This is a genomic window from Pseudomonas sp. 1152_12 (assembly GCF_052850675.1).
In genome coordinates this window covers 111,192-134,659 of the sequence record NZ_VXCW01000003.1, presented here as the reverse complement: position 1 = coordinate 134,659, position 23,468 = coordinate 111,192, and the positions used below count along the sequence as shown (strand labels likewise).

Sequence of the window (23,468 nt, the reverse complement as noted above, 5' to 3'; positions counted from 1 at the left end):
CAACCTGATGAGCGCCCGTCGCCGGGCGCCGGGATTACAGTTTCTTGGCTTTCTCGATCGCTTCTTCGATGCCGCCGACCATGTAGAACGCTTGTTCTGGCAGGTGGTCGTAGTCACCGTTGAGGATGCCTTTGAAGCCAGCAATGGTGTCTTTCAGGGAAACGTATTTACCCGAAGCACCGGTGAAGACTTCAGCCACGAAGAACGGCTGCGACAAGAAGCGCTGGATCTTACGAGCGCGGGATACCAACTGCTTGTCGGTTTCCGACAGCTCGTCCATACCCAGGATCGCAATGATGTCCTTCAGTTCTTTGTAACGCTGCAGCACGTACTGAACGCCGCGAGCGGTGTCGTAGTGCTCCTGGCCGATCACGTTCGGGTCCAACTGGCGCGAAGTCGAGTCGAGTGGATCGACCGCTGGGTAAATACCCAGGGAAGCGATGTCACGGGACAGAACGACGGTGGCGTCCAAGTGGGCGAAGGTGGTAGCAGGCGATGGGTCAGTCAAGTCATCCGCAGGTACGTATACCGCTTGGATCGAGGTGATCGAACCTTCTTTGGTCGAAGTGATACGTTCTTGCAGAACGCCCATCTCTTCAGCCAGGGTCGGCTGGTAACCCACTGCAGAAGGCATACGGCCCAGCAGTGCGGATACTTCAGTACCGGCCAAGGTGTAACGGTAGATGTTGTCGACGAACAGCAGAACGTCGTTACCTTCGTCACGGAACTTCTCGGCCATGGTCAGGCCAGTCAGTGCTACGCGCAGACGGTTACCCGGCGGCTCGTTCATCTGACCGTAAACCAGTGCCACTTTGTCCAGAACGTTGGAGTCCTTCATCTCGTGGTAGAAGTCATTACCCTCACGAGTACGCTCACCCACACCGGCGAACACGGAATAACCGCTGTGCTCGATGGCGATGTTACGGATCAGTTCCATCATGTTTACGGTTTTGCCTACACCGGCACCACCGAACAGACCGACTTTACCGCCTTTGGCGAACGGGCAAACCAGGTCGATAACCTTGATGCCGGTTTCCAGCAGATCGTTGCCGCCAGCTTGCTCGGCGAACGAAGGTGCTGGACGGTGAATGCCCCAGCGCTCTTCGGTGTCGATCGGGCCAGCTTCGTCGATCGGGTTACCGAGTACGTCCATGATCCGGCCCAGGGTCGCTTTACCGACCGGTACGGAGATGGCAGCGCCAGTGTCCAGAACGTCCAGACCGCGCTTCAAGCCTTCGGTGGAACCCATTGCAATGGTACGAACCACGCCGTCGCCCAGCTGCTGCTGAACTTCCAGAGTGGTGCCTGCATCGCTTTGTACTTTCAAAGCGTTGTAGATGCTCGGTACGCTGTCGCGTGGGAATTCCACGTCGATAACGGCGCCGATGATTTGAACGATACGTCCGCTACTCATAGCTGGATCCTCTGAATATTTGAACCGTTAAACCGCGGCAGCGCCGCCGACGATTTCCGAGATCTCTTGGGTGATCGCAGCCTGACGCGCCTTGTTGTAGATCAGCTGCAAATCGCTGATCAGATCACCGGCGTTATCGGTAGCGTTTTTCATCGCGATCATCCGCGCCGCTTGTTCAGCTGCGTTGTTCTCGACCACCGCCTGGTACACCTGCGACTCCACGTAGCGCACCATCAAGCCGTCAAGCAGCTCTTTGGCGTCTGGTTCGTAGAGGTAGTCCCAGTGGTGCTTGAGTTCCTGATCCGGAGTCGCCACCAGTGGAATCAATTGCTCCACGGTTGGCTGCTGGGTCATGGTGTTGATGAACTTGTTGGATACCACGGACAGGCGGTCAATCCGGCCTTCCAGGTACGCATCCAGCATCACCTTCACACTGCCGATCAAATCATTGATCGACGGCTCTTCACCCAGGTGGCTGATAGCTGCAACGACGTTACCGCCGAAGTTACGGAAAAAGGCCGCACCCTTGCTACCAACAACACACAGATCGATCTCGACGCCCTTTTCGCGGTTTACCGCCATGTCCTTGACCAGGGCCTTGAACAGGTTGGTATTCAAACCACCGCACAAACCACGGTCACTGCTCACTACCACATAACCCACACGCTTAACGTCGCGGTCGATCATGAACGGGTGGCGGTATTCCGGGTTGGCGTTGGCCAGATGCCCAATTACCTGGCGGATACGCTCCGCATAAGGACGGCTAGCAGCCATGCGCATTTGTGCCTTGCGCATTTTGCTGACCGCCACTTTTTCCATGGCGCTGGTAATTTTTTGCGTGCTTTTGATGCTCGCAATCTTACTGCGAATCTCTTTTGCGCCTGCCATGTAACACCTATCAGGTTAGCAAGCGGGAGCCTTGCGGCTCCCGCTGCGGCTTACCAGGTTTGGGTGGCCTTGAACTTCTCGATACCGGTTTTCATGCCAGCATCGATATCGTCATTGAAGTCACCCTTCACGTTGATCTTGGCCATCAATTCGGCGTGATCGCGGTTGAAGTAAGCAATCAGCGCTTGTTCAAAGCTGCCGACCTTGGTGATTTCAACGTCGGTCAGGAACCCACGCTCAGCGGCATACAGCGACAACGCCATGTCAGCGATCGACATTGGGGCGTATTGCTTCTGCTTCATCAGCTCGGTAACGCGCTGACCATGCTCAAGTTGCTTACGGGTCGCTTCGTCCAGGTCAGAAGCGAACTGGGCGAATGCCGCCAGTTCACGGTACTGAGCCAGAGCGGTACGGATACCACCGGAGAGCTTCTTGATGATCTTGGTCTGAGCGGCACCACCCACACGGGATACCGAAACACCGGCGTTCACTGCAGGGCGGATGCCCGAGTTGAACATGGCCGATTCCAGGAAGATCTGACCGTCGGTGATAGAAATCACGTTGGTCGGAACGAACGCGGAAACGTCGCCAGCCTGGGTTTCGATGATCGGCAGTGCGGTCAGGGAACCGGTTTTGCCGGTCACTGCGCCGTTGGTGAACTTCTCTACGTACTCTTCGGACACGCGGGATGCGCGCTCCAGCAGACGGGAGTGGAGATAGAACACGTCGCCTGGGTAAGCTTCACGGCCTGGTGGACGGCGCAGCAGCAGGGAAATCTGGCGGTAAGCCACTGCTTGCTTGGACAGATCGTCATAAACGATCAGCGCGTCTTCACCGCGGTCGCGGAAGAATTCACCCATGGTGCAACCGGAGTACGGTGCCAGGAATTGCAGCGCAGGAGATTCCGAAGCACTGGCAGCCACGATAATCGTGTTGGCCAGGGCGCCGTTTTCTTCCAGCTTGCGAACCACGTTGGCGATGGTCGATTGCTTCTGACCAATGGCTACGTAGACGCAGAAAATGCCGCTGTCTTTCTGGTTGATGATCGCGTCGATGGCCAGAGCGGTTTTACCGATCTGACGGTCACCGATGATCAGCTCACGCTGGCCACGGCCGACTGGAATCATGGCATCGACAGCCTTGTAGCCAGTCTGTACAGGCTGGTCTACCGACTTACGCCAGATCACGCCTGGAGCAACTTTCTCGACCGCGTCGGTCTCGGTGTTGCCCAGTGGACCTTTACCGTCAACAGGGTTACCCAGTGCGTCGACTACGCGACCCAGCAGTTCCTTACCAACCGGAACTTCCAGGATGCGGCCTGTGCACTTGGCGCTCATGCCTTCAGCCAGACTGGTGTACGCGCCCAATACAACGGCACCTACCGAGTCTTGCTCCAGGTTGAGGGCCATACCGTAGACGCCGCCCGGAAACTCGATCATCTCGCCGTACATTACGTCGGCCAGACCGTGAATCCGCACGATGCCGTCAGATACGCTGACGACAGTGCCTTCGTTACGGGCTTGGGAGGTCACATCGAGCTTGTCGATGCGGCCCTTGATAATTTCACTTATTTCGGAAGGATTGAGTTGCTGCATTGCTCTGCTGCCCCTTCAAACTCAAGATTTCAATGCTTCGGCAAGATTCGCGAGTTTGCCGCGAATCGAGCCATCGATAACCAGGTCGCCGGCGCGAATGACAACACCCCCAATGAGGGATGGGTCTTCCGCAACTTGCAGGCGCACTTCCCGGTCGAGTCGTGCACTGAGAACCTTGGCGAGTTTGTCTTGCTGTTCTTGGTTCAATGCAAAAGCACTGGTCACTTCAACGTCTACCGACTTCTCTTGCTCGGCCTTGTACAGGTCGAACAGAGCGGCGATCTCCGGCAAAAGCGGGAGACGGTCGTTTTCGGCAACGACGTGGATGAAGTTCTGCACTTTCACATCAAACTTGTCGCCGCACACGTCAATAAACGTGGCGGCCTTGTCTGCGCTCGTCAGTCGCGGGGCCTTGAGCACGCGCTGCATGGTGTCGTCTTGCGACACTGCTGCAGCCAGGCCGAGCATGGCTGACCAAGAGGCCAGCTGCTGGTGGGCCTGGGCGTGCTCGAAGGCTGCCTTAGCGTAAGGTCGGGCCAACGTGGTCAATTCTGCCATGATCGCCCTCGCTTAAATTTCAGCAGCCAGTTTGTTTACCAGCTCCGCGTGCGCGTTTTGATCGATTGTGGCACCCAGGATCTTCTCAGCACCGCCGACGGCCAGAGCACCCAGTTGGGCACGCAGCGCATCTTTGACACTGTTCAGTTCCTGCTCGATCTCGGCCTGAGCCTGAACCTTCACACGGTCAGCGTCGATACGGGCTTTTTCAACAGCCTCTTCAACGATCTGATTACCGCGCTTCTTGGCTTGCTCAATGATTTCAGCTGCCTGTGCCTTAGCATCGCGCAGTTGATGGCCCGCTTTCTCTTGGGCCAACTCCAGGTCGCGAGCTGCACGAGTGGCAGCGTCCAGTCCATCCGCGATCTTCTTTTGACGTTCATGCAAAGCTGCGATGACCGGAGGCCATACGAACTTCATGCAGAAAACGACAAAAATCAAGAACGCTAAGGACTGACCAATAATGGTTGCATTAATGTTCACGCCAATACCTCGCTCGTTCGTTGCACAACACACCAATCACTCGAAAAAACGAGTGATTAACCGGCGAGTTGACCAACGAAGGGGTTCGCGAAGGTGAAGAATAGAGCGATACCAACACCGATCATGGTCACGGCGTCGAGCAGGCCGGCAACGATGAACATTTTAACTTGCAGCATTGGCACCATTTCTGGCTGACGCGCTGCGCCTTCCAGGAACTTGCCGCCGAGCAGGCCGAAACCAATGGCAGTACCCAGGGCGCCCAGGCCGATCAACAGTGCAACAGCGATAGCGGTTAGACCAACTACAGTTTCCATCTTTCCTCCCGACTTTTACGTCGTATGGTTTAGGTTTTTTAGATTTTAAAGCGGTAAAACAAATCGTTTCATAGCCCTGTTGGGCCACCTTCCCGTGTTACCGGGAAGGACATCAGACTAGTCGAGACTGGTCTTAATGGTTCTCTTCGTGCGCCATCGACAGGTAGACGATGGTCAGCATCATGAAGATGAAGGCCTGCAGGGTGATGATCAGGATGTGGAACACCGCCCACGCCCACTGCAGAACAATGCCCAGGCCGCTAAGCCAGAGCAGGCCGCTGCCGAACATCACAGCGATCAAAATGAACACCAGCTCGCCGGCATACATGTTGCCGAACAGTCGCAGGGCCAAGGAGATTGGCTTGGCGATCAGGGTTACGAATTCCAGCAAGAAGTTCACCGGGATCAGCAGGGCTTGAACGAAGATGTTCTTGCTGCCGAACGGGTGCAGGGTCAGTTCGCCGATAAAGCCGCCAATGCCCTTGATCTTGATGCTGTAGAAAATGATCAACGCAAACACCGACAGGGCCATGCCCAGGGTAGCGTTCGGGTCAGTGGTCGATACAGCACGGAATGGAATGTGCGGGTCGCCGGAGATCGCCATGGCCAACTGAGGAATCCAGTCCACCGGAATCAAGTCGACGGCGTTCATCAGGAACACCCAGACGAAGATGGTCAGTGCCAGCGGTGCAATCACCGGGCTACGGCCGTGGAAGCTGTCTTTCACGCTGCCATCGACGAATTCGACCAATACTTCAACGAAGTTCTGCAAAGCACCTGGCTGACCGGAAGTCGCCTTCTTTGCCGCCATGCGGAAAATCAGGACGAAGATCAGACCCAATGCGACCGACCAACCCAGAGTGTCCAGGTGGAAAGCCCAAAAGCCCATTTCTTTGGCTTCTGCTGCGGAGTGGGCGAAGCCCCAGCCGCCGTTGGGAAGCTGACCGAAGGTCAGGTTCTGCAAGTGGTGCTGGATATAGCCCGAAGCGGTTGTTTCTGCCATGGTTGCCTCAAACGCCCTAAGGTTTCGAAAGTCTTGTTTTCATTAGCAGGGGAGCGAACCAGCTGACCAGTTGGGTCAACACGAAGACGCCGAATACAGCCAGCGGCGCCAATGGCTTCACACCTGCAAAGGTCAGTGCAAACAGCACTGCCGTCAAAATCAGTTTCCCTGCCTCGCCAGCATAAAAAGACCGGACGATCGCCTGGGCTGCTCGGGCGCCGGAAAACCGAAAGGCCCTGTGAGCGAAATACATATTGGGCAGCAAGGCTATCAGGCCTCCGCAGAGTCCTGAATATCCGGCTACGACTCCATGCCAATACCAAAGCGCCAATGCGGCGATCAGCAAAACGACAAATTGAGCCAATAAAACCGGAAAAACGGCCAAGCGATGGAACGGCAACGTGTTTGGCGTGCGGGTTTCCATCACTCTTGCTCCTCAATGGTCGGCTGCCGAGAATCAATAACTTGGCATAATTTGTGCCGACAAAATGCGCGCAGAGTATAGGGGCGGTTCTGCCCCTATTCAACTGTCCGGTAGTGTTTTCCGATCACGCGCTACATAAGCAAATGTTTCAGCGGATGTGGGCAAGGACGCCCTGAAGCTCATCAAGCGAGTTATAGCCGATGACTAATTGCCCTTTGCCTTTCTTGCCATGGCGGATTTGCACCGCAGAGCCCAGGCGCTCGGCCAGGCGCTGCTCAAGGCGCGCGATATCCGGATCAGGTTTGGCCGTTTCGACCGGAGCAGGTTTGCCACTGAGCCATTGGCGAACCAAGGCTTCGGTCTGGCGAACGGTGAGCCCCCGTGCGACAACGTGTCGCGCCCCTTCAACCTGTTGATTTTCCGGCAATCCGAGCAAAGCACGGGCATGACCCATTTCCAGGTCGCCATGGGACAGCATGGTTTTGATGACTTCCGGCAGCGCGATCAGACGCAGCAAGTTGGACACGGTCACGCGGGACTTGCCCACCGCATCCGCGACTTCCTGCTGAGTCAGTTTGAATTCCTGCTGCAACCGTTGCAACGCGATCGCTTCTTCGATCGGATTGAGGTCTTCACGCTGGATGTTCTCGATCAACGCCATGGCGATGGCGGTTTCGTCCGGCACATCGCGCACCATCGCCGGGATGGTGTCCTTGCCGGCCTGCTGGCTGGCGCGCCAGCGGCGCTCACCGGCGATGATTTCAAAGCGCCCGCTGCCAATCGGGCGGACCACGATCGGCTGCATCACACCCTGGGCCTTGATCGAATTGGCCAGCTCTTCCAACGCCTGGGGGTCCATGTCCCGGCGCGGCTGGTATTTACCGCGCTGGATCAGGTCCAGCGGCAGGTGTTGCAGCTCGCGCTCGTCGGCCTGCACCGCTTGTTCTTCAAGCGAAGTGACAGTCGGACCACTCAACAGTGCATCCAGTCCACGTCCGAGACCTCGTTTCTTGACGGCCATGGGGATTCCTTAAGTTGGCTGGGCTGCAGCGGTGCGTGAGTTGCGGCGTTGACGGCGAACCATCTCGCCAGCCAATGCCAGGTAGGCGATAGCGCCACGCGATGATTTGTCGTACGCCAGCGCGGGCATGCCATAGCTTGGCGCTTCGGCCAGGCGGATGTTGCGTGGGATCACCGTGTCATAAAGCTGATCGCCAAAGTGCTCCTTGAGCTGCGCCGACACATCGTTCATCAGGCTCAGGCGCGGATCGTACATGGTCCGCAGCAGGCCTTCGATTTGCAGGTTCGGGTTGAGCAACTCGGCGATTCGCTTGATGTTATCCACAAGGTCGCTCAAGCCTTCGAGCGCGAAGTACTCGCACTGCATGGGGATAATCACCCCATCTGCCGCGACCAAAGCGTTCAACGTGAGCATCGACAGCGACGGAGGGCAGTCGATCAAAATGTAATCGTAGTTCTCGCGGATCGGCGCCAGGGCGCTGCGCAGACGGCTTTCTTTCATCTGCATTTCCAGCAGCACCACTTCCGCCGCGGTCAAATCGCGGTTGGCCGGCAGCAGTTGATAACCGCCGTGCTCGGAGTAGTGCATGGCCTGGGCCAGGTCGCACTCGCCAATCAGCAAGTCATAAACCGAGTTTTCCAGGCCGTGTTTATCCACACCGCTACCCATGGTGGCGTTGCCCTGTGGATCGAGATCGATCAACAGCACCCGGCGCTTGGTCGCGACCAGGGATGCTGCGAGGTTGATGCAGGTGGTGGTTTTGCCCACGCCACCTTTCTGGTTCGCTATCGCGAATACCTTAGCCATTCTTGCTTGTGTTCCCAATCATGCCGTGCGGCGCAGTATCAGCAGATGGCGTTGGCCTTGGCAACCGGGTACGGCCAAGGCGTGTTCGCTATCGAGGTGGAAGTCTGCCGGCAATGCTAACAGCTCGTCGCTTGGATGAACGCCCTTCATTGCCAGCCAACGGGTGTCGCGGTCGCCTAAGTGGCGGGTCCAGTTGCTGAAGTTCTCCATGCTGCTGAATGCCCGGGAAACAATTCCGTTGAAGGGCTGCTGCGGCGTGAAGGCTTCGACGCGACTGTGGATAACTTGAAGGTTATCCAGCTTGAGTTCGAGTTTGACCTGGGTCAGGAAGCGGGTTTTCTTGCCGTTGCTGTCCAGGCACGTGACTTGCGACTCTGGAAACAGGATGGCCAACGGGATGCCAGGCATGCCGCCGCCACTGCCAACGTCCAGCCAGCGGCCGTTTTCGATAAACGGCATCACGCTCAGGCTGTCGAGCAAATGACGCGAGACCATTTCGTTCGGGTCGCGCACCGCCGTCAGGTTGTAAGCCTTGTTCCATTTGATCAACAGGGCCAGGTAGCCCAGCAGCAACTCATGCTGGGCATCGGTCAAGTGCACACCCAACTGGCGTGCACCTGTGGATAACTCTTCGGCGTGTTGCGAGGTGACCAACGAACTCAAGCGCTTTGCTCCAACTGACGGCCCGCGCCGCGTTTTTTCAAATGAATCATCAACAGCGAAATGGCTGCCGGGGTGACGCCGGGAATACGTGAAGCCTGGCCGAGTGTCTCCGGCCGAGTTATCCCCAGCTTGCTTTGGATTTCTTTCGACAGCCCGGAAATCCCGGTGTAGTCGATATCCACAGGCAGCTTGGTGTCTTCACTGGCACGCAGGCGAGCGATCTCGTCCTGTTGGCGATCAATATAACCGGCGTATTTGGTCTTGATTTCAACCTGCTCGGCGACCTGTGCGTCTTCGGCGCCGTGGCCTGTCACTTCGACCAGACCAGCGTAGTCGATTTCCGGACGTGACAGCAGGTTCAGCAAATTGTATTCGTGGGTCAGCGGCGTGCCGAATTTTTCGGCAATCGCGTCGCCTTGCTCGGTGCCCGGGCGAACCCAGGTACTTTTCAGGCGCTGCTCTTCCAGCGCGATGCTTTCGCGTTTTTTGCAGAAGGCGGCCCAGCGTGAGTCATTGACCAGGCCCAACTCGCGACCTTTTTCGGTCAGGCGCAGGTCGGCGTTGTCTTCACGCAGGATCAGGCGATATTCCGCCCGGGACGTGAACATCCGGTACGGTTCCTGGGTGCCCAGGGTGATCAGGTCGTCCACCAATACGCCGATGTACGCCTCGTCGCGACGCGGGCACCAGCTGTCTTTGCCCTGTGCACGCAGTGCCGCGTTGGTCCCGGCCAGCAAACCTTGGGCGCCGGCCTCTTCGTAACCGGTGGTGCCGTTGATTTGCCCGGCGAAGAACAGGCCGCCGATGACTTTGGTTTCCAGGCTGTACTTGAGGTCACGCGGGTCGAAGTAGTCGTACTCGATGGCGTAGCCCGGGCGCACGATGTGCGCGTTTTCCATGCCACGAATCGATTGCACGATCTGGATTTGCACGTCGAATGGCAGGGACGTGGAAATGCCGTTCGGGTACAGCTCGTGAGTGGTCAAGCCTTCGGGCTCGATGAAGACCTGGTGGCTTTCCTTGTCGGCAAAGCGGTGGATCTTGTCTTCGATCGATGGGCAGTAACGCGGGCCAATGCCTTCGATCACTCCGGAATACATCGGCGAACGATCGAGGTTCGCGGCAATGATTTCGTGGGTTCGGGCGTTGGTGTGGGTAATCCAGCAGCTTACCTGTTTGGGGTGCTGCTCTTTGGAACCCATGAACGACATCACCGGGATCGGTGTATCACCGGCTTGCTCGGTCATCACCGAAAAATCCACAGAGCGCCCGTCGATACGCGGCGGGGTTCCGGTTTTCAGGCGGCCGACACGCAGTGGCAATTCACGCAGGCGTTTTGCCAAGGCAATCGACGGCGGATCACCAGCGCGGCCACCGGAATAGTTCTGCATACCTATGTGGATAAGTCCGCCTAGGAACGTACCGGTGGTCAACACCACGGATTCTGCAAGGAAACGCAGGCCCATTTGGGTAACGACACCGCGTACTTGGTCCTGCTCGACGATCAGGTCATCCGCTGCTTGCTGAAATATCCACAGGTTCGGCTGGTTTTCCAGGGTTTCGCGTACCGCGGCCTTGTACAAAATGCGGTCAGCTTGTGCACGAGTAGCACGTACCGCCGGGCCTTTGCGGCTGTTGAGCACGCGAAACTGAATACCACCTTTGTCGGTAGCCATGGCCATGACGCCGCCCAGGGCATCGATTTCCTTGACCAGGTGACTCTTGCCAATCCCACCAATGGCGGGGTTGCAACTCATGGCACCGAGGGTTTCCACGTTGTGCGTCAGCAACAGGGTTTTGACGCCCATGCGTGCTGAGGCCAGTGCTGCCTCGGTACCGGCATGACCGCCGCCGATGACGATCACTTCAAAACGGGAAGGGAAATCCACCACGCACCTCGTGCCTGCTTATGTAGGTAATCAGGAATTGATTGTTGAAAGAGTTTTAGAGCTTTGGCGGCAAGTATAGGGACTTAGCCCTTCCTAAAGAACCCTTTGCACAAAATTTAACCAGCTGTGGATGAATCACAGACAATAGAAATTAAAAGAGAAGAAATTTATAAGATCTTTATTTTTATGTTTATTTCTACTGAGCCTACTTTCTGTGGATAGATCCATACAAGCCTTTATTTACGTGATGTACAGAGGTTCAAAAGTCTGTGGTCATGTGCCAATGAGGCCCTTGGATAAGTACTTTAAGCCTGTGGATTAAACGGATGGTTATCCACAAGCGGGTTTTTACTCAGGTTTCAGGCCCTGTTATCAACTGGGCACAGGGGCGGTTATTCACAGGGCTTAATCCAAAGAAAATTCCCCAGATGGCCAAATAACGCCCACGCAAAAGCTGCTCCGGACGGGTTGTTGACTCAAAAGTGGAATGGAGTGCTCTGAAGCGAGCGAAACAGACAGGCGCGAATGGCCTGTCTGTGGACAACGATGGGTTATTTACCGATACAGAAGCTGGAAAAGATCCGCCCCAGCAAATCATCTGAGCTGAATGCGCCAGTGATCTCACCCAACAGCTGCTGCGCCTGACGTAAATCCTCAGCCAGCAGCTCCCCTGCCCCAGCCAAGGTCAACTGAGCCCGACCGTGCTCCAACGCCGCGCTGGCTTGGCGCAACGCCTCCAGGTGCCTTCGGCGTGCACTGAAGCTGCTTTCCGACGTCTGCTCATAGCCCATGCAAGCTTTAAGATGGTCGCGCAGCAATTCCAGTCCGTCACCGCCCGAGTTTGCACTCAGGCTTATCGTGACATGGCCATCCTCGCTGGTTTGCATGGCAATGGCTTCGCCGGTCAAGTCGGCCTTGTTGCGGATCAAGGTCACTTTAGTCGGGTCCGGCCGCTGCTCGAGGAATTCCGGCCACAAGGCAAAAGGATTCATAGCCTCCGGCGCCGTGGCGTCCACCACCAGTAGCACCCGGTCCGCTTCACCGATCGCTTTGAGGGCACGTTCTACCCCGATCTTTTCCACTTGGTCGTCGGTGTCGCGCAAACCTGCAGTGTCGACCACATGCAGCGGCATTCCGTCGATATGGATATGTTCGCGAAGGATATCTCGGGTGGTGCCGGCAATCTCGGTAACGATGGCCGCTTCGCGACCTGCCAGGGCATTGAGCAGGCTCGACTTGCCAGCATTCGGTCGGCCAGCGATCACCACCGTCATACCATCACGCAATAAGGCGCCCTGCCCGGCTTCACGCAGCACTGTGGATAACTCATTACGAACTTTATCCAGCATCGCCAGGACATGCCCATCGGCAAGGAAGTCGATTTCCTCCTCCGGAAAATCAATCGCGGCCTCGACGTAGATACGCAGGCTGATCAATTGCTCGGTCAGGTTATGCACACGCAACGAAAAAGCGCCCTGCAATGAGCGCAATGCGTTGCGCGCAGCTTGTGCAGAACTCGCTTCGATCAAGTCAGCAATGGCTTCGGCTTGGGCCAGGTCGAGTTTGTCGTTCAGGAACGCACGCTCACTGAATTCTCCGGGGCGTGCCAGGCGGCAACCCAACTGCAGGCAGCGCTGTAGCAACATATCCAGAACAACCGGGCCGCCGTGGCCCTGAAGTTCCAGCACATCCTCCCCGGTGAACGAGTTAGGGCCAGGAAAATACAGGGCCAGGCCTTCATCCAACACTGTTTCATCAGCATCCAGAAAAGGGCCGTAATGCGCGTATCGGGGTTTCAACTCGCGGCCGCTGATGGCCTGCGCTGCTACGCTGGCCAGCGGCCCGGAAATTCGAACGATACCGACACCGCCGCGACCTTGAGCGGTAGCGACAGCAGCGATGGTTTCACGAGGAGCGCTCATCAGCTGGTTCCAGAATAAAAGTGACGGAAAGCAAAACGCCCCACTAGGGGGCGTTTTGAGTGGTTATCCACAGAGTAAATTACGCCGCAGCTTTTTTGGTAGCCGCTTCGATTTTACGCGTGATGTACCACTGTTGAGAGATCGACAACACGTTGTTGACCACCCAGTACAGAACCAGACCAGCAGGGAACCACAGGAAGAAGAAGGTGAAGATGATTGGCATCATTTTCATTACCTTGGCCTGCATCGGATCCGGAGGAGTCGGGTTCAAACGCTGCTGGATAAACATGGTCGCGCCCATGATGATCGGCAGGATAAAGAACGGGTCTTTGATCGACAGGTCAGTTATCCACAGCATGAACGGCGCCTGGCGCATTTCCACGCTTTCCAGGAGAACCCAGTAAAGCGACAGGAATACCGGCATCTGCACCAGAATCGGCAAGCAACCACCCAGCGGGTTGATCTTCTCTTTCTTGTACAGCTCCATCATGGCCTGCGACATTTTCTGCCGGTCATCACCATGTTGCTCTTTCAGAGCGGCCAGTTTCGGCGCCACGGCACGCATGCGCGCCATCGACTTGTAGCTGGCTGCCGACAGAGGGAAGAAGATCCCTTTGATCAGCATGGTCAGGAAGATGATCGAGAAGCCCCAGTTGCCGACGATGCTGTGGATATGTTGCAGCAGCCAGAAGATCGGCTGGGCAATGAACCACAGAATGCCGTAATCCACAGTCAGTTCCAGACCTGGGGACAACTCTTTCAGTACTGCCTGGCTTTTCGGGCCAGCGTACAGAGTCGCGCTGGTTTCAGCCTTGGCACCTGGAGCGACGGTCAACGCCGGGCCAGTAAAACCAATGATGTAGTTGCCTTGGCTGTCTTTGCGGGTTTGAACCAGGTTGCTTTCACCCTTGTTCGGGATCCATGCGGTCACGAAGTAGTGTTGTAACCAGGCAACCCAGCCGCCTTGGACTGTTTCTTTCAGCGCGCCCTTGTCGATATCTTTCATCGACACTTTTTTGTACGGCTCGCTACTTGTCCACAGGGCTGCTCCCAAATAAGTCGCGGTACCGGTGGCAGTGCTGGAAGAAGGGTCGGCGCTGTTGTCACGCTTGAGCTGAGCGAACAGGTTGCCGCTCCAAGGCTTGGCGCTTTCGTTGTCGATCAGGTAAGTGACCTTCAAGTCGTACAAGCCGCGGGTGAAACTGAAACGCTTGATGTAGTTGACGCCGTCGTGGCTGAATTTCAGGTCGACGTTCAACTGGTTCTGGCCATCAGCCAGTTGATAACTCTTCTGTTCGGTCGAATAAACCGGACGACCGGTAGCACGAGCATCCGGACCGTCAGTGCCTGTCAGGCCACTTTGTGCCAGATAAGTACGTTCACCACCGTTATCGAACAGTTGGAACGGAACATCCGGATGGTCTTGGCGACGTGGATACAGCGGCAGTTTCAGCTGCGCGATGTCACCACCTTGTGGGTCGATAGCCAGGTCGAGCACATCCGTTTTAACGTGGATGAGGTCTTTATTGGTGACCACTGGCGTTTCTAGAGGGGCGTTTGTCTCGCCATTCGCGCTGGGAACATCGGCACTCGCGGACGCATTGTTACCCAGCGGGGTGTCCGGAATAGCCGGCGCAGCCTGATTGGTAGCAACATTCTGAGTCGGCAGGGCAGCTTGGCCGTAGTCCTGGTTCCACTTAAGAACCATGACGTAGGACACGATTGCCAGGGCGACGATCAGGATCGTGCGTTTAATATCCATGATTACTCGGCCATCGAAGAAGAACGGGAGGTAGGGATAGGCGGAACCGGGTCATAACCACCGGGATTCCACGGATGACAGCGGCCTAAACGACGAAAGGCCAGCCAGCCACCGCGCAGAAGACCATGATTTTCTATGGCCTCTAACGCGTAGCAGGAACAACTGGGGTAGAAACGACAGTGGTCAGCCATCAGAGGACTAATGGCATAACGGTAAAACTGGATCGGAACGAGGGCCAGTTTACGCATTGGTGCTGTCTACCCCTACAGTTTCGGTGCTGACTGCTGGTACTGGCTTGTTGGTACGCGCCAAACGTTTCCAGAGCTTGCCGAAATGCTGAATCAATTCGGGGTTTTCTACGTCCCCCAAGCCTTTACGCGCGACGATAACAATATCCCAACCAACCAGAGTTTCCTGGTGGAGGCGGAACGATTCGCGCATCAGACGCTTGAGGCGATTGCGCTCAACGGAGAGCTTTACGCTCTTCTTGCCGATCACCAACCCGAGACGGGGGTGATCCAGATCGTTGTTACGCGCAAGGAGCAGGAGATTTTTCCCCGGAACCTTGCCGGTGGGGGAGTCAAAGACTGCCTTGAAATGCCGGGGGGTTAGCAGACGCTTTTCCCGACTGAAGTCCTGACTCACCACCAGTACCGGATTATCAAACTGCCAGACGCGCACGACCTTTGGCGCGGCGACGCGACAGGACAGCACGGCCGTTCTTGGTAGCCATGCGAGCACGGAAGCCGTGAGTACGGGCGCGTTTGATGGTGCTTGGTTGGAAAGTACGTTTCATGGCGTTGTTACCTGGTTCGTCCACAACGGGCCGGAATGGCCCCCGTTTTAAGAGACCGGCGATTCTAGAGAAAGCAAGCCTCTAGGTCAATTTCCAACCAGCTTTTCCTGTAATTAGATCTTCACAGGCATTTCGGCCTTTTCTGTTCGCCAGGCTTTCCTGAGCAACGTCATAGATATAGAAATAAAGGAGGAAGTTATTTAAAGCTTTTCTGTAAAGCTTATAAAAGCTAGGGGAGCGATTATCTGTGGATAACTGCCTTGAGGCCATATTCCACCTGATGTACAGAGAATGACAACTAGGCGGGGAAGCGGTGCTTAGCCTGTGCTGCGCTGTCGGATAAGCTGTGGGTGGAATGGCATGTTATCCACAGGCCTGTTACCCACAGACTTTCGACCCCACTTGTACAACGAGCTTAGGTGCGCTTATCCACAGAGCTTATGCACACACCATTGGTCGCCTTTTTTACGGTTAACGCATTGATTTTGGCTGCCCTGTGCGCAACCTACATGTGGATAAGTGGACGGCTGGCCGCTACAATGGCGGCTGTTTTTGCCTCACCGGCTTTCAACTTAGGGGATATCCGTGTCAGTGGAACTTTGGCAGCAGTGCGTGGAGCTTTTGCGCGAAGAGCTGCCTGCCCAGCAATTCAACACCTGGATCCGTCCACTACAGGTCGAAGCCGAAGGCGACGAGTTGCGTGTTTACGCACCGAATCGTTTTGTTCTCGATTGGGTTAATGAGAAGTACCTGAGTCGCGTTCTCGAATTGCTCGACGAACACGGCAACGGCCTTGCGCCTGTGCTTTCTTTATTAATAGGCAGCAAACGTAGCTCGGCACCTCGTGCAGCGCCGAATGCACCGTTGGCTGCGAGCGTCTCGCAGGCTCAGGCCGCAGCGGCACCTGTTAATAACTCGCCTGCGCAAATTGCCCAGACACCTCCGAAATCCTCGGCGCAGAAAAACGCACCTATAAATGAAGAGCCGTCTCGCGACAGCTTTGACCCGATGGCCGGCGCCAGCTCTCAGCAGGCTCCGGTTCGTGCCGAACAGCGCACCGTCCAGGTAGAAGGCGCGCTCAAGCACACCAGCTACTTGAATCGCACGTTCACGTTTGAAAACTTCGTCGAAGGTAAATCCAACCAGCTAGCCCGCGCGGCTGCCTGGCAGGTCGCCGACAACCCCAAGCACGGTTACAACCCGCTTTTCCTTTATGGCGGCGTCGGCTTGGGTAAAACCCACTTGATGCACGCTGTGGGTAACCACCTATTAAAGAAGAATCCAAATGCCAAGGTCGTATACCTGCACTCGGAGCGCTTCGTCGCTGACATGGTCAAGGCCTTGCAGCTCAACGCAATCAACGAGTTCAAGCGGTTCTATCGCTCCGTTGATGCTTTGTTGATCGATGACATTCAATTTTTCGCCCGTAAGGAACGTTCTCAGGAAGAGTTTTTCCACACGTTCAACGCACTGCTCGAAGGCGGCCAGCAGGTCATCTTGACCAGTGATCGTTACCCGAAGGAAATCGAAGGACTGGAAGAACGCTTGAAGTCGCGTTTTGGCTGGGGCCTGACCGTAGCGGTAGAGCCGCCGGAGCTGGAAACGCGTGTCGCGATCCTGATGAAAAAGGCCGACCAGGCGAAAGTCGATTTGCCGCATGACGCCGCTTTCTTCATTGCCCAACGCATTCGCTCCAACGTGCGTGAGTTGGAAGGTGCACTCAAGCGGGTCATCGCTCACTCGCACTTCATGGGCCGCGATATCACGATCGAGTTAATTCGCGAATCCCTAAAAGACCTGCTGGCGCTGCAAGACAAGCTGGTGAGTGTGGATAACATCCAGCGCACCGTGGCTGAGTACTACAAGATCAAGATTTCCGACCTGTTGTCTAAGCGCCGTTCGCGCTCGGTGGCACGTCCACGTCAGGTGGCAATGGCGCTATCCAAAGAGCTGACCAACCATAGCCTGCCGGAAATCGGTGATGTGTTTGGCGGTCGCGACCACACCACGGTCTTGCACGCGTGCCGCAAGATCAACGAACTTAAGGAATCCGACGCGGATATTCGCGAGGACTACAAGAACCTGCTGCGTACACTGACTACTTGATGACACCAGCGCAGCTTATTTAAGGCAAGGGACTAGACCATGCATTTCACCATTCAACGCGAAGCCCTGTTGAAACCCCTGCAACTGGTCGCAGGCGTCGTCGAGCGCCGACAGACCTTGCCGGTGCTTTCGAACGTATTGCTGGTTGTCGAAGGCCAGCAATTGTCCTTGACCGGTACCGACTTGGAAGTCGAGCTGGTGGGTCGTGTGCAGTTGGAAGAGCCTGCTGAACCGGGCGAAATCACTGTGCCGGCGCGCAAGCTGATGGACATCTGCAAAAGCTTGCCTAACGAAGCGCTGATCGACATTAAGGTCGATGAGCAGAAATTGGTGGTCAAGGCCGGCCGCAGCCGTTTCACGCTGTCCACCTTGCCTGCCAATGACTTCCCGACTGTAGAGGAAGGACCTGGCTCGCTGACGTGCAGCCTGGAGCAAAGCAAACTGCGTCGTTTGATCGAACGCACCAGCTTCGCCATGGCTCAGCAGGACGTGCGCTATTACCTCAATGGTATGTTGCTGGAAGTCTCCGAAGGCATTATCCGCGCCGTGGCCACCGATGGTCACCGTCTGGCGATGTGCTCCATGCGTGCAGATATTGGTCAGCCGGATCGCCACCAAGTGATCGTGCCGCGTAAAGGTATCCTTGAGTTAGCACGTCTGCTCACTGAACCGGATGGTAATGTCAGCATCGTTCTGGGCCAGCACCACATTCGCGCCACTACCAGTGAATTCACGTTCACTTCCAAACTGGTCGACGGCAAGTTCCCGGATTACGAGCGCGTGCTGCCTAAAGGCGGCGACAAGCTGGTGATCGGTGATCGTCAGGCTCTGCGTGAAGCGTTCAGCCGGACTGCAATTCTGTCGAACGAGAAGTACCGTGGTATTCGTCTGCAACTGGCTAACGGTCAGTTGAAAATCCAGGCCAATAACCCGGAGCAGGAAGAAGCGGAAGAAGAAGTGGGCGTTGATTACAATGGCGGCTCGCTGGAGATCGGTTTCAACGTGAGCTACCTGTTGGACGTGCTGGGAGTGATGACGACCGAACAGGTGCGTCTGATTCTGTCGGATTCCAATAGCAGCGCCCTGGTGCAAGAATCCGATAACGACGACTCGGCTTACGTTGTTATGCCGATGCGCCTGTAATCATGCTCAGCAGAAGCTAGATGTCCCTCAGTCGCGTCTCGGTCACCGCGGTGCGCAATCTGCACCCGGTGACCTTCTCCCCTTCCCCCCGCATCAATATTCTCCACGGCGCCAATGGCAGTGGCAAAACCAGCGTGCTGGAAGCCATTCATTTGTTGGGCCTCGCCCGTTCCTTTCGCAGCGCTCGTTTGTTACCTGTGATCCAGTACGAGCAATTGGCGTGCACAGTGTTTGGCCAGGTTGAATTGGCTGAAGGTGGGCACAGTAGCTTGGGGATATCGCGCGATCGAGGTGGAGAGTTCCAAATTCGTATCGACGGGCAAAACGCTCGCAGTGCTGCGCAACTGGCGGAAATCCTGCCGTTGCAACTGATCAATCCAGACAGCTTTCGCTTGTTGGAAGGTGCACCAAAAATCCGCCGGCAATTCCTCGATTGGGGAGTGTTCCACGTGGAACCGCGTTTCATGGCCACTTGGCAGCGCCTGCAGAAGGCCCTGCGGCAGCGGAACTCGTGGCTACGGCATGGTACACTTGACGCCGCTTCGCAAGCGGCTTGGGACCGGGAACTGTGCCTGGCCAGCGACGAAATAGATGAATACCGCCGTGCCTACATCAAAGCCTTGAAACCAGTCTTTGAGCAGACCTTGAGTGAGTTGTTGGATCTCGAGGGGCTGACGCTGAGCTACTACCGTGGTTGGGATAAAGAGCGTGAGCTGAGCGCTGTGCTCGCCACGTCCTTGCAGCGGGATCAGCAAATTGGCCATACACAGGCAGGCCCCCAACGGGCTGATCTGCGCCTTAGATTAGGCGCACACAATGCCGCGGACATTTTGTCCCGCGGTCAGCAGAAGTTGGTGGTGTGTGCACTACGTATTGCCCAAGGGCATTTGGTTAGCCAAGCTCGGCGCGGTCAGTGTATTTATCTGGTGGATGACTTGCCGTCCGAACTCGACGAGCAACACCGCCGCGCGTTATGCCGCTTATTGGAAGACTTACGCTGCCAGGTGTTTATCACCTGTGTAGACCATGAATTATTGAGGGAAGGCTGGCAGACGGAAACGCCAGTCGCTTTGTTCCACGTGGAACAAGGCCGTATCACCCAGACCCACGACCATCGGGAGTGAAGGCATGAGCGAAGAAAACACGTACGACTCGACCAGCATTAAAGTGCTGAAAGGTTTGGATGCCGTACGCAAACGTCCCGGTATGTACATTGGCGACACCGATGATGGTAGCGGTCTGCACCACATGGTGTTCGAGGTGGTCGACAACTCCATCGACGAAGCTCTGGCCGGTCACTGCGACGACATCAGCATTATCATCCACCCGGATGAGTCCATCACCGTGCGCGACAACGGTCGCGGCATTCCGGTAGATGTGCACAAAGAAGAAGGTGTTTCGGCGGCCGAGGTCATCATGACCGTGCTGCATGCCGGCGGTAAGTTCGACGACAACTCCTACAAAGTCTCCGGCGGTTTGCACGGTGTAGGTGTATCGGTAGTGAACGCACTGTCCGAAGAGCTGATCCTGACTGTTCGCCGTAGCGGCAAGATCTGGGAACAGACCTATGTGCACGGTGTGCCACAAGAACCGATGAAAATCGTCGGTGACAGTGAGACCACCGGTACGCAGATCCACTTCAAACCATCGGATGAAACCTTCAAGAACATTCACTTCAGCTGGGACATTCTGGCCAAGCGTATTCGTGAGTTGTCCTTCCTCAACTCCGGTGTGGGTATCGTCCTCAAGGACGAGCGCAGCGGTAAGGAAGAACTGTTCAAGTACGAAGGCGGTTTGCGTGCCTTCGTTGAATACCTGAACACCAACAAGACTGCGGTCAACCAGGTTTTCCACTTCAATATCCAGCGTGAAGATGGTATCGGCGTGGAAATCGCTCTGCAGTGGAACGACAGCTTCAACGAGAACCTGTTGTGCTTCACTAACAACATTCCACAGCGCGATGGTGGTACTCACTTGGTGGGTTTCCGTTCCGCACTGACGCGTAACCTGAACAACTACATCGAAGCAGAAGGCTTGGCCAAGAAGCACAAAGTCGCCACCACCGGTGACGATGCACGTGAAGGTCTGACCGCGATTATCTCGGTGAAAGTTCCGGATCCTAAGTTCAGCTCCCAGACCAAGGACAAGCTGGTTTCTTCCGAAGTGAAGACTGCTGTGGAACAGGAGATGGGTAAATACTTCTCCGACTTCCTGCTGGAGAACCCGAACGAAGCCAAGCTGGTTGTCGGCAAGATGATCGACGCTGCACGTGCCCGTGAAGCCGCGCGTAAAGCCCGTGAGATGACCCGTCGTAAAGGCGCTTTGGATATCGCCGGCCTGCCGGGCAAACTGGCTGACTGCCAGGAGAAGGACCCCGCCCTCTCCGAACTGTACCTGGTGGAAGGTGACTCTGCTGGCGGTTCCGCCAAGCAGGGTCGTAACCGTCGCACACAGGCCATTCTGCCGTTGAAGGGTAAGATCCTCAACGTTGAGAAAGCTCGCTTCGACAAGATGATTTCCTCGCAGGAAGTCGGCACCTTGATCACGGCGTTGGGCTGCGGTATTGGCCGTGACGAGTACAACATCGACAAGCTGCGCTATCACAACATCATCATCATGACCGATGCTGACGTCGACGGTTCGCACATCCGTACGCTGCTGCTGACCTTCTTCTTCCGTCAGTTGCCGGAGCTGATCGAGCGTGGCTATATCTACATTGCTCAGCCGCCGTTGTACAAAGTGAAAAAGGGCAAGCAAGAGCAATACATCAAAGACGACGACGCCATGGAAGAGTACATGACACAGTCGGCCCTGGAAGATGCCAGCTTGCACTTGAATGACGAAGCGCCTGGTATTTCGGGAGCGTCGCTGGAGCGTCTGGTTAACGACTTCCGCATGGTGATGAAGACACTCAAGCGCTTGTCACGCCTGTACCCTCAGGAGCTGACTGAGCACTTCATCTATTTGCCTTCGGTGAGTCTGGAGCAGTTGGGCGATCACGCTCACATGCAGAATTGGTTGGCACAATATGAAGCGCGTCTGCGCACTTCCGAGAAGTCTGGCCTGGTGTACAAAGCCAGCCTGCGTGAGGACCGTGAGCGTAACGTATGGCTGCCAGAGGTTGAACTGATCTCCCACGGCCTGTCGAACTACGTCACCTTTAACCGCGACTTCTTCGGCAGTAACGACTACAAAACTGTCGTTACTCTCGGCGCGCAACTGAGCACCCTGCTGGACGACGGTGCTTACATTCAGCGTGGCGAGCGCAAGAAGCAGGTCAAGGAATTCAAGGAAGCTCTTGACTGGCTGATGGCGGAAAGCACCAAGCGCCACACCATCCAGCGATATAAAGGTCTGGGCGAGATGAACCCGGATCAGCTATGGGAAACCACTATGGACCCCGCTCAGCGTCGCATGTTGCGTGTGACCATCGAAGACGCCATTGGCGCTGACCAGATCTTCAACACCCTGATGGGTGATGCGGTCGAGCCTCGTCGTGACTTCATTGAGAGCAATGCCTTGGCGGTGTCCAACCTGGACTTCTGATCAGGTAAACCTGCTAAAGCAAAAAGGCCAACGCTGAGCGTTGGCCTTTTTTATTGGGCGTTGAATAAGCAATTTTCAAATGCTCCACGTGGAACATCGATTTTAACCGGAGGTTGCCGTTACGACACTCTCCAACCGATAGCCATAGCCATAGATCGTCAGCAGCTGCCAGCCTCGGTCAGCGGTCAGTCCGAGCTTGTTACGCAGCCGATAGATATGTGTATCCAGCGGCCGCGACGACACCATTTCTTCATGAGACCAGAACCGCTCATAGAGGTATTCGCGGGACAACGGGCGGGCCAGGTTGGCGAACAAACAACTGGCTAAGCGGTATTCACGCTCGGTCAAGTTGATAGGTTTGCCTGCGCGGGTAACGGTCAGTTCAGCGTCGTCAAAAGTCAGGTCGTTGAAGCTCTGTACTTCATGGGTGGCGGTTTTTTGTAGGCCATGGCGTCGCAAAACGGCACTGACTCGTGCCTTAAGTTCGTTAGGTCGAAAAGGCTTGCTGACGTAATCGTCCGCTCCGCTGTTGAGTGCGGTGACGATGTCGCTCTCGGCATCGCGACTGGTCAGCATGATGACGGCGGGCGGTGACTCCATGTGTTCACGAGTCCAGCGCAGCAATGCGATGCCACTGATATCGGGCAGTTGCCAGTCGAGTATCAGTAGGTCGAAGGTTTCCCGTCGTAGTTGACGCAATAGGTCTTCACTGCGCTCGAAGCAATGCAGTGACCACGGTTGCTCTGCGGTACCGGGGATCTGTCGCAGTGTCTGCTCAACCCGACGCAATTCAGCGGGTTCGTCATCCAGTATTGCGACGCGCATGATGGTGTCCTTTCTACTAAAAATATGGCGCAAATGCCGGCCATCGAATCTGAACAATTGTGGTCAGATTCAGCGGGCCTTGAATCTATCGCTACGCTGATATCAAAGCGCCTTTAATCCATTGAAAGACCTTGATACCTAGAGGGAAGATACCCACTCCTGCCCGCAAGGAAAAGGCTCTGCACGAAGCGCTCAGGAACATCTAACAGTGAGACCGATATGAGCTTCACTGGGTTCAGTACATCGTTCACACCGAACAGGGAGAAACCGGGGTATATGGCGCGCTCAACTATCCACTATCAATGCTCA

The 23,468-nt window shown here is 55.9% G+C and carries 22 protein-coding genes; 4 read left to right on the top strand and 18 right to left on the bottom strand.

What is annotated here, in order from left to right:
• Positions 1–34: 34 nt before the first annotated feature.
• The 17 genes from atpD to rpmH all read right to left on the bottom strand — a co-directional run bounded on the left by atpD (position 35) and on the right by rpmH (position 15,539).
• On the bottom strand, positions 35–1,414 hold the full coding sequence (gene atpD, locus FW764_RS06050) for a F0F1 ATP synthase subunit beta (protein ID WP_083356001.1): 1,380 nt from the start codon (positions 1,412–1,414) through the stop codon (positions 35–37).
• A gap of 27 nt (positions 1,415–1,441) precedes the next feature.
• Entirely contained in the window at positions 1,442–2,302 is an 861-nt protein-coding gene (atpG, locus tag FW764_RS06045) for a F0F1 ATP synthase subunit gamma (RefSeq protein WP_159961255.1), read from the bottom strand.
• Positions 2,303–2,352: 50 nt separating this feature from the next.
• Positions 2,353–3,897 (bottom strand): F0F1 ATP synthase subunit alpha, encoded by a 1,545-nt coding sequence (gene atpA / locus FW764_RS06040; protein WP_446433178.1) that lies wholly within the window; start codon positions 3,895–3,897, stop codon positions 2,353–2,355.
• Between the two features lie 21 nt (positions 3,898–3,918).
• Entirely contained in the window at positions 3,919–4,455 is a 537-nt protein-coding gene (locus FW764_RS06035; RefSeq protein WP_057439298.1) for a F0F1 ATP synthase subunit delta, read from the bottom strand.
• A 12-nt stretch (positions 4,456–4,467) separates the two neighbouring features.
• Positions 4,468–4,938: a F0F1 ATP synthase subunit B gene (locus FW764_RS06030; RefSeq protein WP_017135122.1), complete on the bottom strand. Its 471-nt coding sequence runs from the start codon at positions 4,936–4,938 to the stop codon at positions 4,468–4,470.
• Between the two features lie 56 nt (positions 4,939–4,994).
• Complete coding sequence (atpE, locus tag FW764_RS06025; protein WP_002555987.1) at positions 4,995–5,252, bottom strand: F0F1 ATP synthase subunit C; 258 nt, start codon at positions 5,250–5,252, stop codon at positions 4,995–4,997.
• A 133-nt stretch (positions 5,253–5,385) separates the two neighbouring features.
• Complete coding sequence (atpB, locus tag FW764_RS06020; RefSeq protein WP_017736231.1) at positions 5,386–6,255, bottom strand: F0F1 ATP synthase subunit A; 870 nt, start codon at positions 6,253–6,255, stop codon at positions 5,386–5,388.
• A 16-nt stretch (positions 6,256–6,271) separates the two neighbouring features.
• A complete protein-coding gene (locus FW764_RS06015; protein ID WP_015886649.1) occupies positions 6,272–6,679 on the bottom strand; it encodes a F0F1 ATP synthase subunit I in 408 nt (135 codons plus the stop codon).
• Positions 6,680–6,827: 148 nt separating this feature from the next.
• Positions 6,828–7,700, bottom strand: coding sequence for a ParB/RepB/Spo0J family partition protein (locus FW764_RS06010; RefSeq protein ID WP_446433177.1), 873 nt, complete (start codon positions 7,698–7,700; stop codon positions 6,828–6,830).
• A 9-nt stretch (positions 7,701–7,709) separates the two neighbouring features.
• The gene (locus FW764_RS06005) at positions 7,710–8,507 is read right to left on the bottom strand and encodes a ParA family protein (protein ID WP_017477894.1); all 798 of its coding nucleotides are present in this window, start codon (positions 8,505–8,507) and stop codon (positions 7,710–7,712) included.
• Positions 8,508–8,525: 18 nt separating this feature from the next.
• A complete protein-coding gene (rsmG, locus tag FW764_RS06000) occupies positions 8,526–9,170 on the bottom strand; it encodes a 16S rRNA (guanine(527)-N(7))-methyltransferase RsmG (RefSeq protein ID WP_094949089.1) in 645 nt (214 codons plus the stop codon).
• Positions 9,167–11,059, bottom strand: a complete 1,893-nt coding sequence (gene mnmG, locus FW764_RS05995; protein ID WP_446433176.1) for a tRNA uridine-5-carboxymethylaminomethyl(34) synthesis enzyme MnmG — start codon at positions 11,057–11,059, stop codon at positions 9,167–9,169. The genes rsmG and mnmG overlap by 4 nt, the downstream gene beginning before the upstream one ends.
• 551 nt (positions 11,060–11,610) lie before the next feature.
• On the bottom strand, positions 11,611–12,981 hold the full coding sequence (gene mnmE, locus FW764_RS05990; protein WP_446433175.1) for a tRNA uridine-5-carboxymethylaminomethyl(34) synthesis GTPase MnmE: 1,371 nt from the start codon (positions 12,979–12,981) through the stop codon (positions 11,611–11,613).
• A 79-nt stretch (positions 12,982–13,060) separates the two neighbouring features.
• Positions 13,061–14,743 carry a membrane protein insertase YidC gene (yidC, locus tag FW764_RS05985; RefSeq protein ID WP_446433174.1) on the bottom strand — a complete coding sequence of 561 codons (1,683 nt, stop codon included), beginning with the start codon at positions 14,741–14,743 and terminating at the stop codon, positions 13,061–13,063.
• A gap of 2 nt (positions 14,744–14,745) precedes the next feature.
• A complete protein-coding gene (gene yidD / locus FW764_RS05980) occupies positions 14,746–14,991 on the bottom strand; it encodes a membrane protein insertion efficiency factor YidD (protein ID WP_083355989.1) in 246 nt (81 codons plus the stop codon).
• A complete protein-coding gene (gene rnpA / locus FW764_RS05975) occupies positions 14,984–15,388 on the bottom strand; it encodes a ribonuclease P protein component (protein ID WP_446433456.1) in 405 nt (134 codons plus the stop codon). Before rnpA ends, yidD begins: the two co-directional genes overlap by 8 nt.
• A gap of 16 nt (positions 15,389–15,404) precedes the next feature.
• Positions 15,405–15,539 (bottom strand): 50S ribosomal protein L34, encoded by a 135-nt coding sequence (gene rpmH / locus FW764_RS05970; RefSeq protein WP_003213577.1) that lies wholly within the window; start codon positions 15,537–15,539, stop codon positions 15,405–15,407.
• A 585-nt stretch (positions 15,540–16,124) separates the two neighbouring features.
• On the opposite strand from rpmH, the gene dnaA reads away from it, so the two are divergent.
• The 4 genes from dnaA to gyrB are packed head-to-tail and all read left to right on the top strand — an operon-like array spanning position 16,125 to position 22,334.
• Positions 16,125–17,645, top strand: coding sequence for a chromosomal replication initiator protein DnaA (dnaA, locus tag FW764_RS05965; protein WP_446433173.1), 1,521 nt, complete (start codon positions 16,125–16,127; stop codon positions 17,643–17,645).
• Positions 17,646–17,684: 39 nt separating this feature from the next.
• Positions 17,685–18,788, top strand: coding sequence for a DNA polymerase III subunit beta (dnaN, locus tag FW764_RS05960; protein ID WP_083355987.1), 1,104 nt, complete (start codon positions 17,685–17,687; stop codon positions 18,786–18,788).
• Between the two features lie 20 nt (positions 18,789–18,808).
• Positions 18,809–19,912 carry a DNA replication/repair protein RecF gene (gene recF, locus FW764_RS05955; protein WP_010565854.1) on the top strand — a complete coding sequence of 368 codons (1,104 nt, stop codon included), beginning with the start codon at positions 18,809–18,811 and terminating at the stop codon, positions 19,910–19,912.
• Between the two features lie 4 nt (positions 19,913–19,916).
• Positions 19,917–22,334: a DNA topoisomerase (ATP-hydrolyzing) subunit B gene (gene gyrB / locus FW764_RS05950; RefSeq protein WP_446433172.1), complete on the top strand. Its 2,418-nt coding sequence runs from the start codon at positions 19,917–19,919 to the stop codon at positions 22,332–22,334.
• A gap of 102 nt (positions 22,335–22,436) precedes the next feature.
• Here the strand turns inward: gyrB and FW764_RS05945 are convergent, their stop codons facing one another.
• Positions 22,437–23,159 carry a response regulator transcription factor gene (locus FW764_RS05945; RefSeq protein ID WP_446433171.1) on the bottom strand — a complete coding sequence of 241 codons (723 nt, stop codon included), beginning with the start codon at positions 23,157–23,159 and terminating at the stop codon, positions 22,437–22,439.
• Between the last annotated feature and the right edge of the window lie 309 nt (positions 23,160–23,468).

Bases quoted from the DNA above. Each gene is read 5' to 3' on its own strand.
- atpE (WP_002555987.1), bottom strand. From the start codon at position 5,252: ATGGAAACTGTAGTTGGTCTAACCGCTATCGCTGTTGCACTGTTGATC.
- FW764_RS06035 (WP_057439298.1), bottom strand. From the start codon at position 4,455: ATGGCAGAATTGACCACGTTGGCCCGACCTTACGCTAAGGCAGCCTTC.
- yidD (WP_083355989.1), bottom strand. From the start codon at position 14,991: ATGCGTAAACTGGCCCTCGTTCCGATCCAGTTTTACCGTTATGCCATT.
- rpmH (WP_003213577.1), bottom strand. From the start codon at position 15,539: ATGAAACGTACTTTCCAACCAAGCACCATCAAACGCGCCCGTACTCAC.
- recF (WP_010565854.1), top strand. From the start codon at position 18,809: ATGTCCCTCAGTCGCGTCTCGGTCACCGCGGTGCGCAATCTGCACCCG.
- dnaN (WP_083355987.1), top strand. From the start codon at position 17,685: ATGCATTTCACCATTCAACGCGAAGCCCTGTTGAAACCCCTGCAACTG.
- gyrB (WP_446433172.1), top strand. From the start codon at position 19,917: ATGAGCGAAGAAAACACGTACGACTCGACCAGCATTAAAGTGCTGAAA.
- atpA (WP_446433178.1), bottom strand. From the start codon at position 3,897: ATGCAGCAACTCAATCCTTCCGAAATAAGTGAAATTATCAAGGGCCGC.
- FW764_RS06015 (WP_015886649.1), bottom strand. From the start codon at position 6,679: ATGGAAACCCGCACGCCAAACACGTTGCCGTTCCATCGCTTGGCCGTT.
- FW764_RS05945 (WP_446433171.1), bottom strand. From the start codon at position 23,159: ATGCGCGTCGCAATACTGGATGACGAACCCGCTGAATTGCGTCGGGTT.
- yidC (WP_446433174.1), bottom strand. From the start codon at position 14,743: ATGGATATTAAACGCACGATCCTGATCGTCGCCCTGGCAATCGTGTCC.
- atpB (WP_017736231.1), bottom strand. From the start codon at position 6,255: ATGGCAGAAACAACCGCTTCGGGCTATATCCAGCACCACTTGCAGAAC.
- mnmE (WP_446433175.1), bottom strand. From the start codon at position 12,981: ATGAGCGCTCCTCGTGAAACCATCGCTGCTGTCGCTACCGCTCAAGGT.
- FW764_RS06010 (WP_446433177.1), bottom strand. From the start codon at position 7,700: ATGGCCGTCAAGAAACGAGGTCTCGGACGTGGACTGGATGCACTGTTG.
- atpG (WP_159961255.1), bottom strand. From the start codon at position 2,302: ATGGCAGGCGCAAAAGAGATTCGCAGTAAGATTGCGAGCATCAAAAGC.
- atpD (WP_083356001.1), bottom strand. From the start codon at position 1,414: ATGAGTAGCGGACGTATCGTTCAAATCATCGGCGCCGTTATCGACGTG.
- FW764_RS06005 (WP_017477894.1), bottom strand. From the start codon at position 8,507: ATGGCTAAGGTATTCGCGATAGCGAACCAGAAAGGTGGCGTGGGCAAA.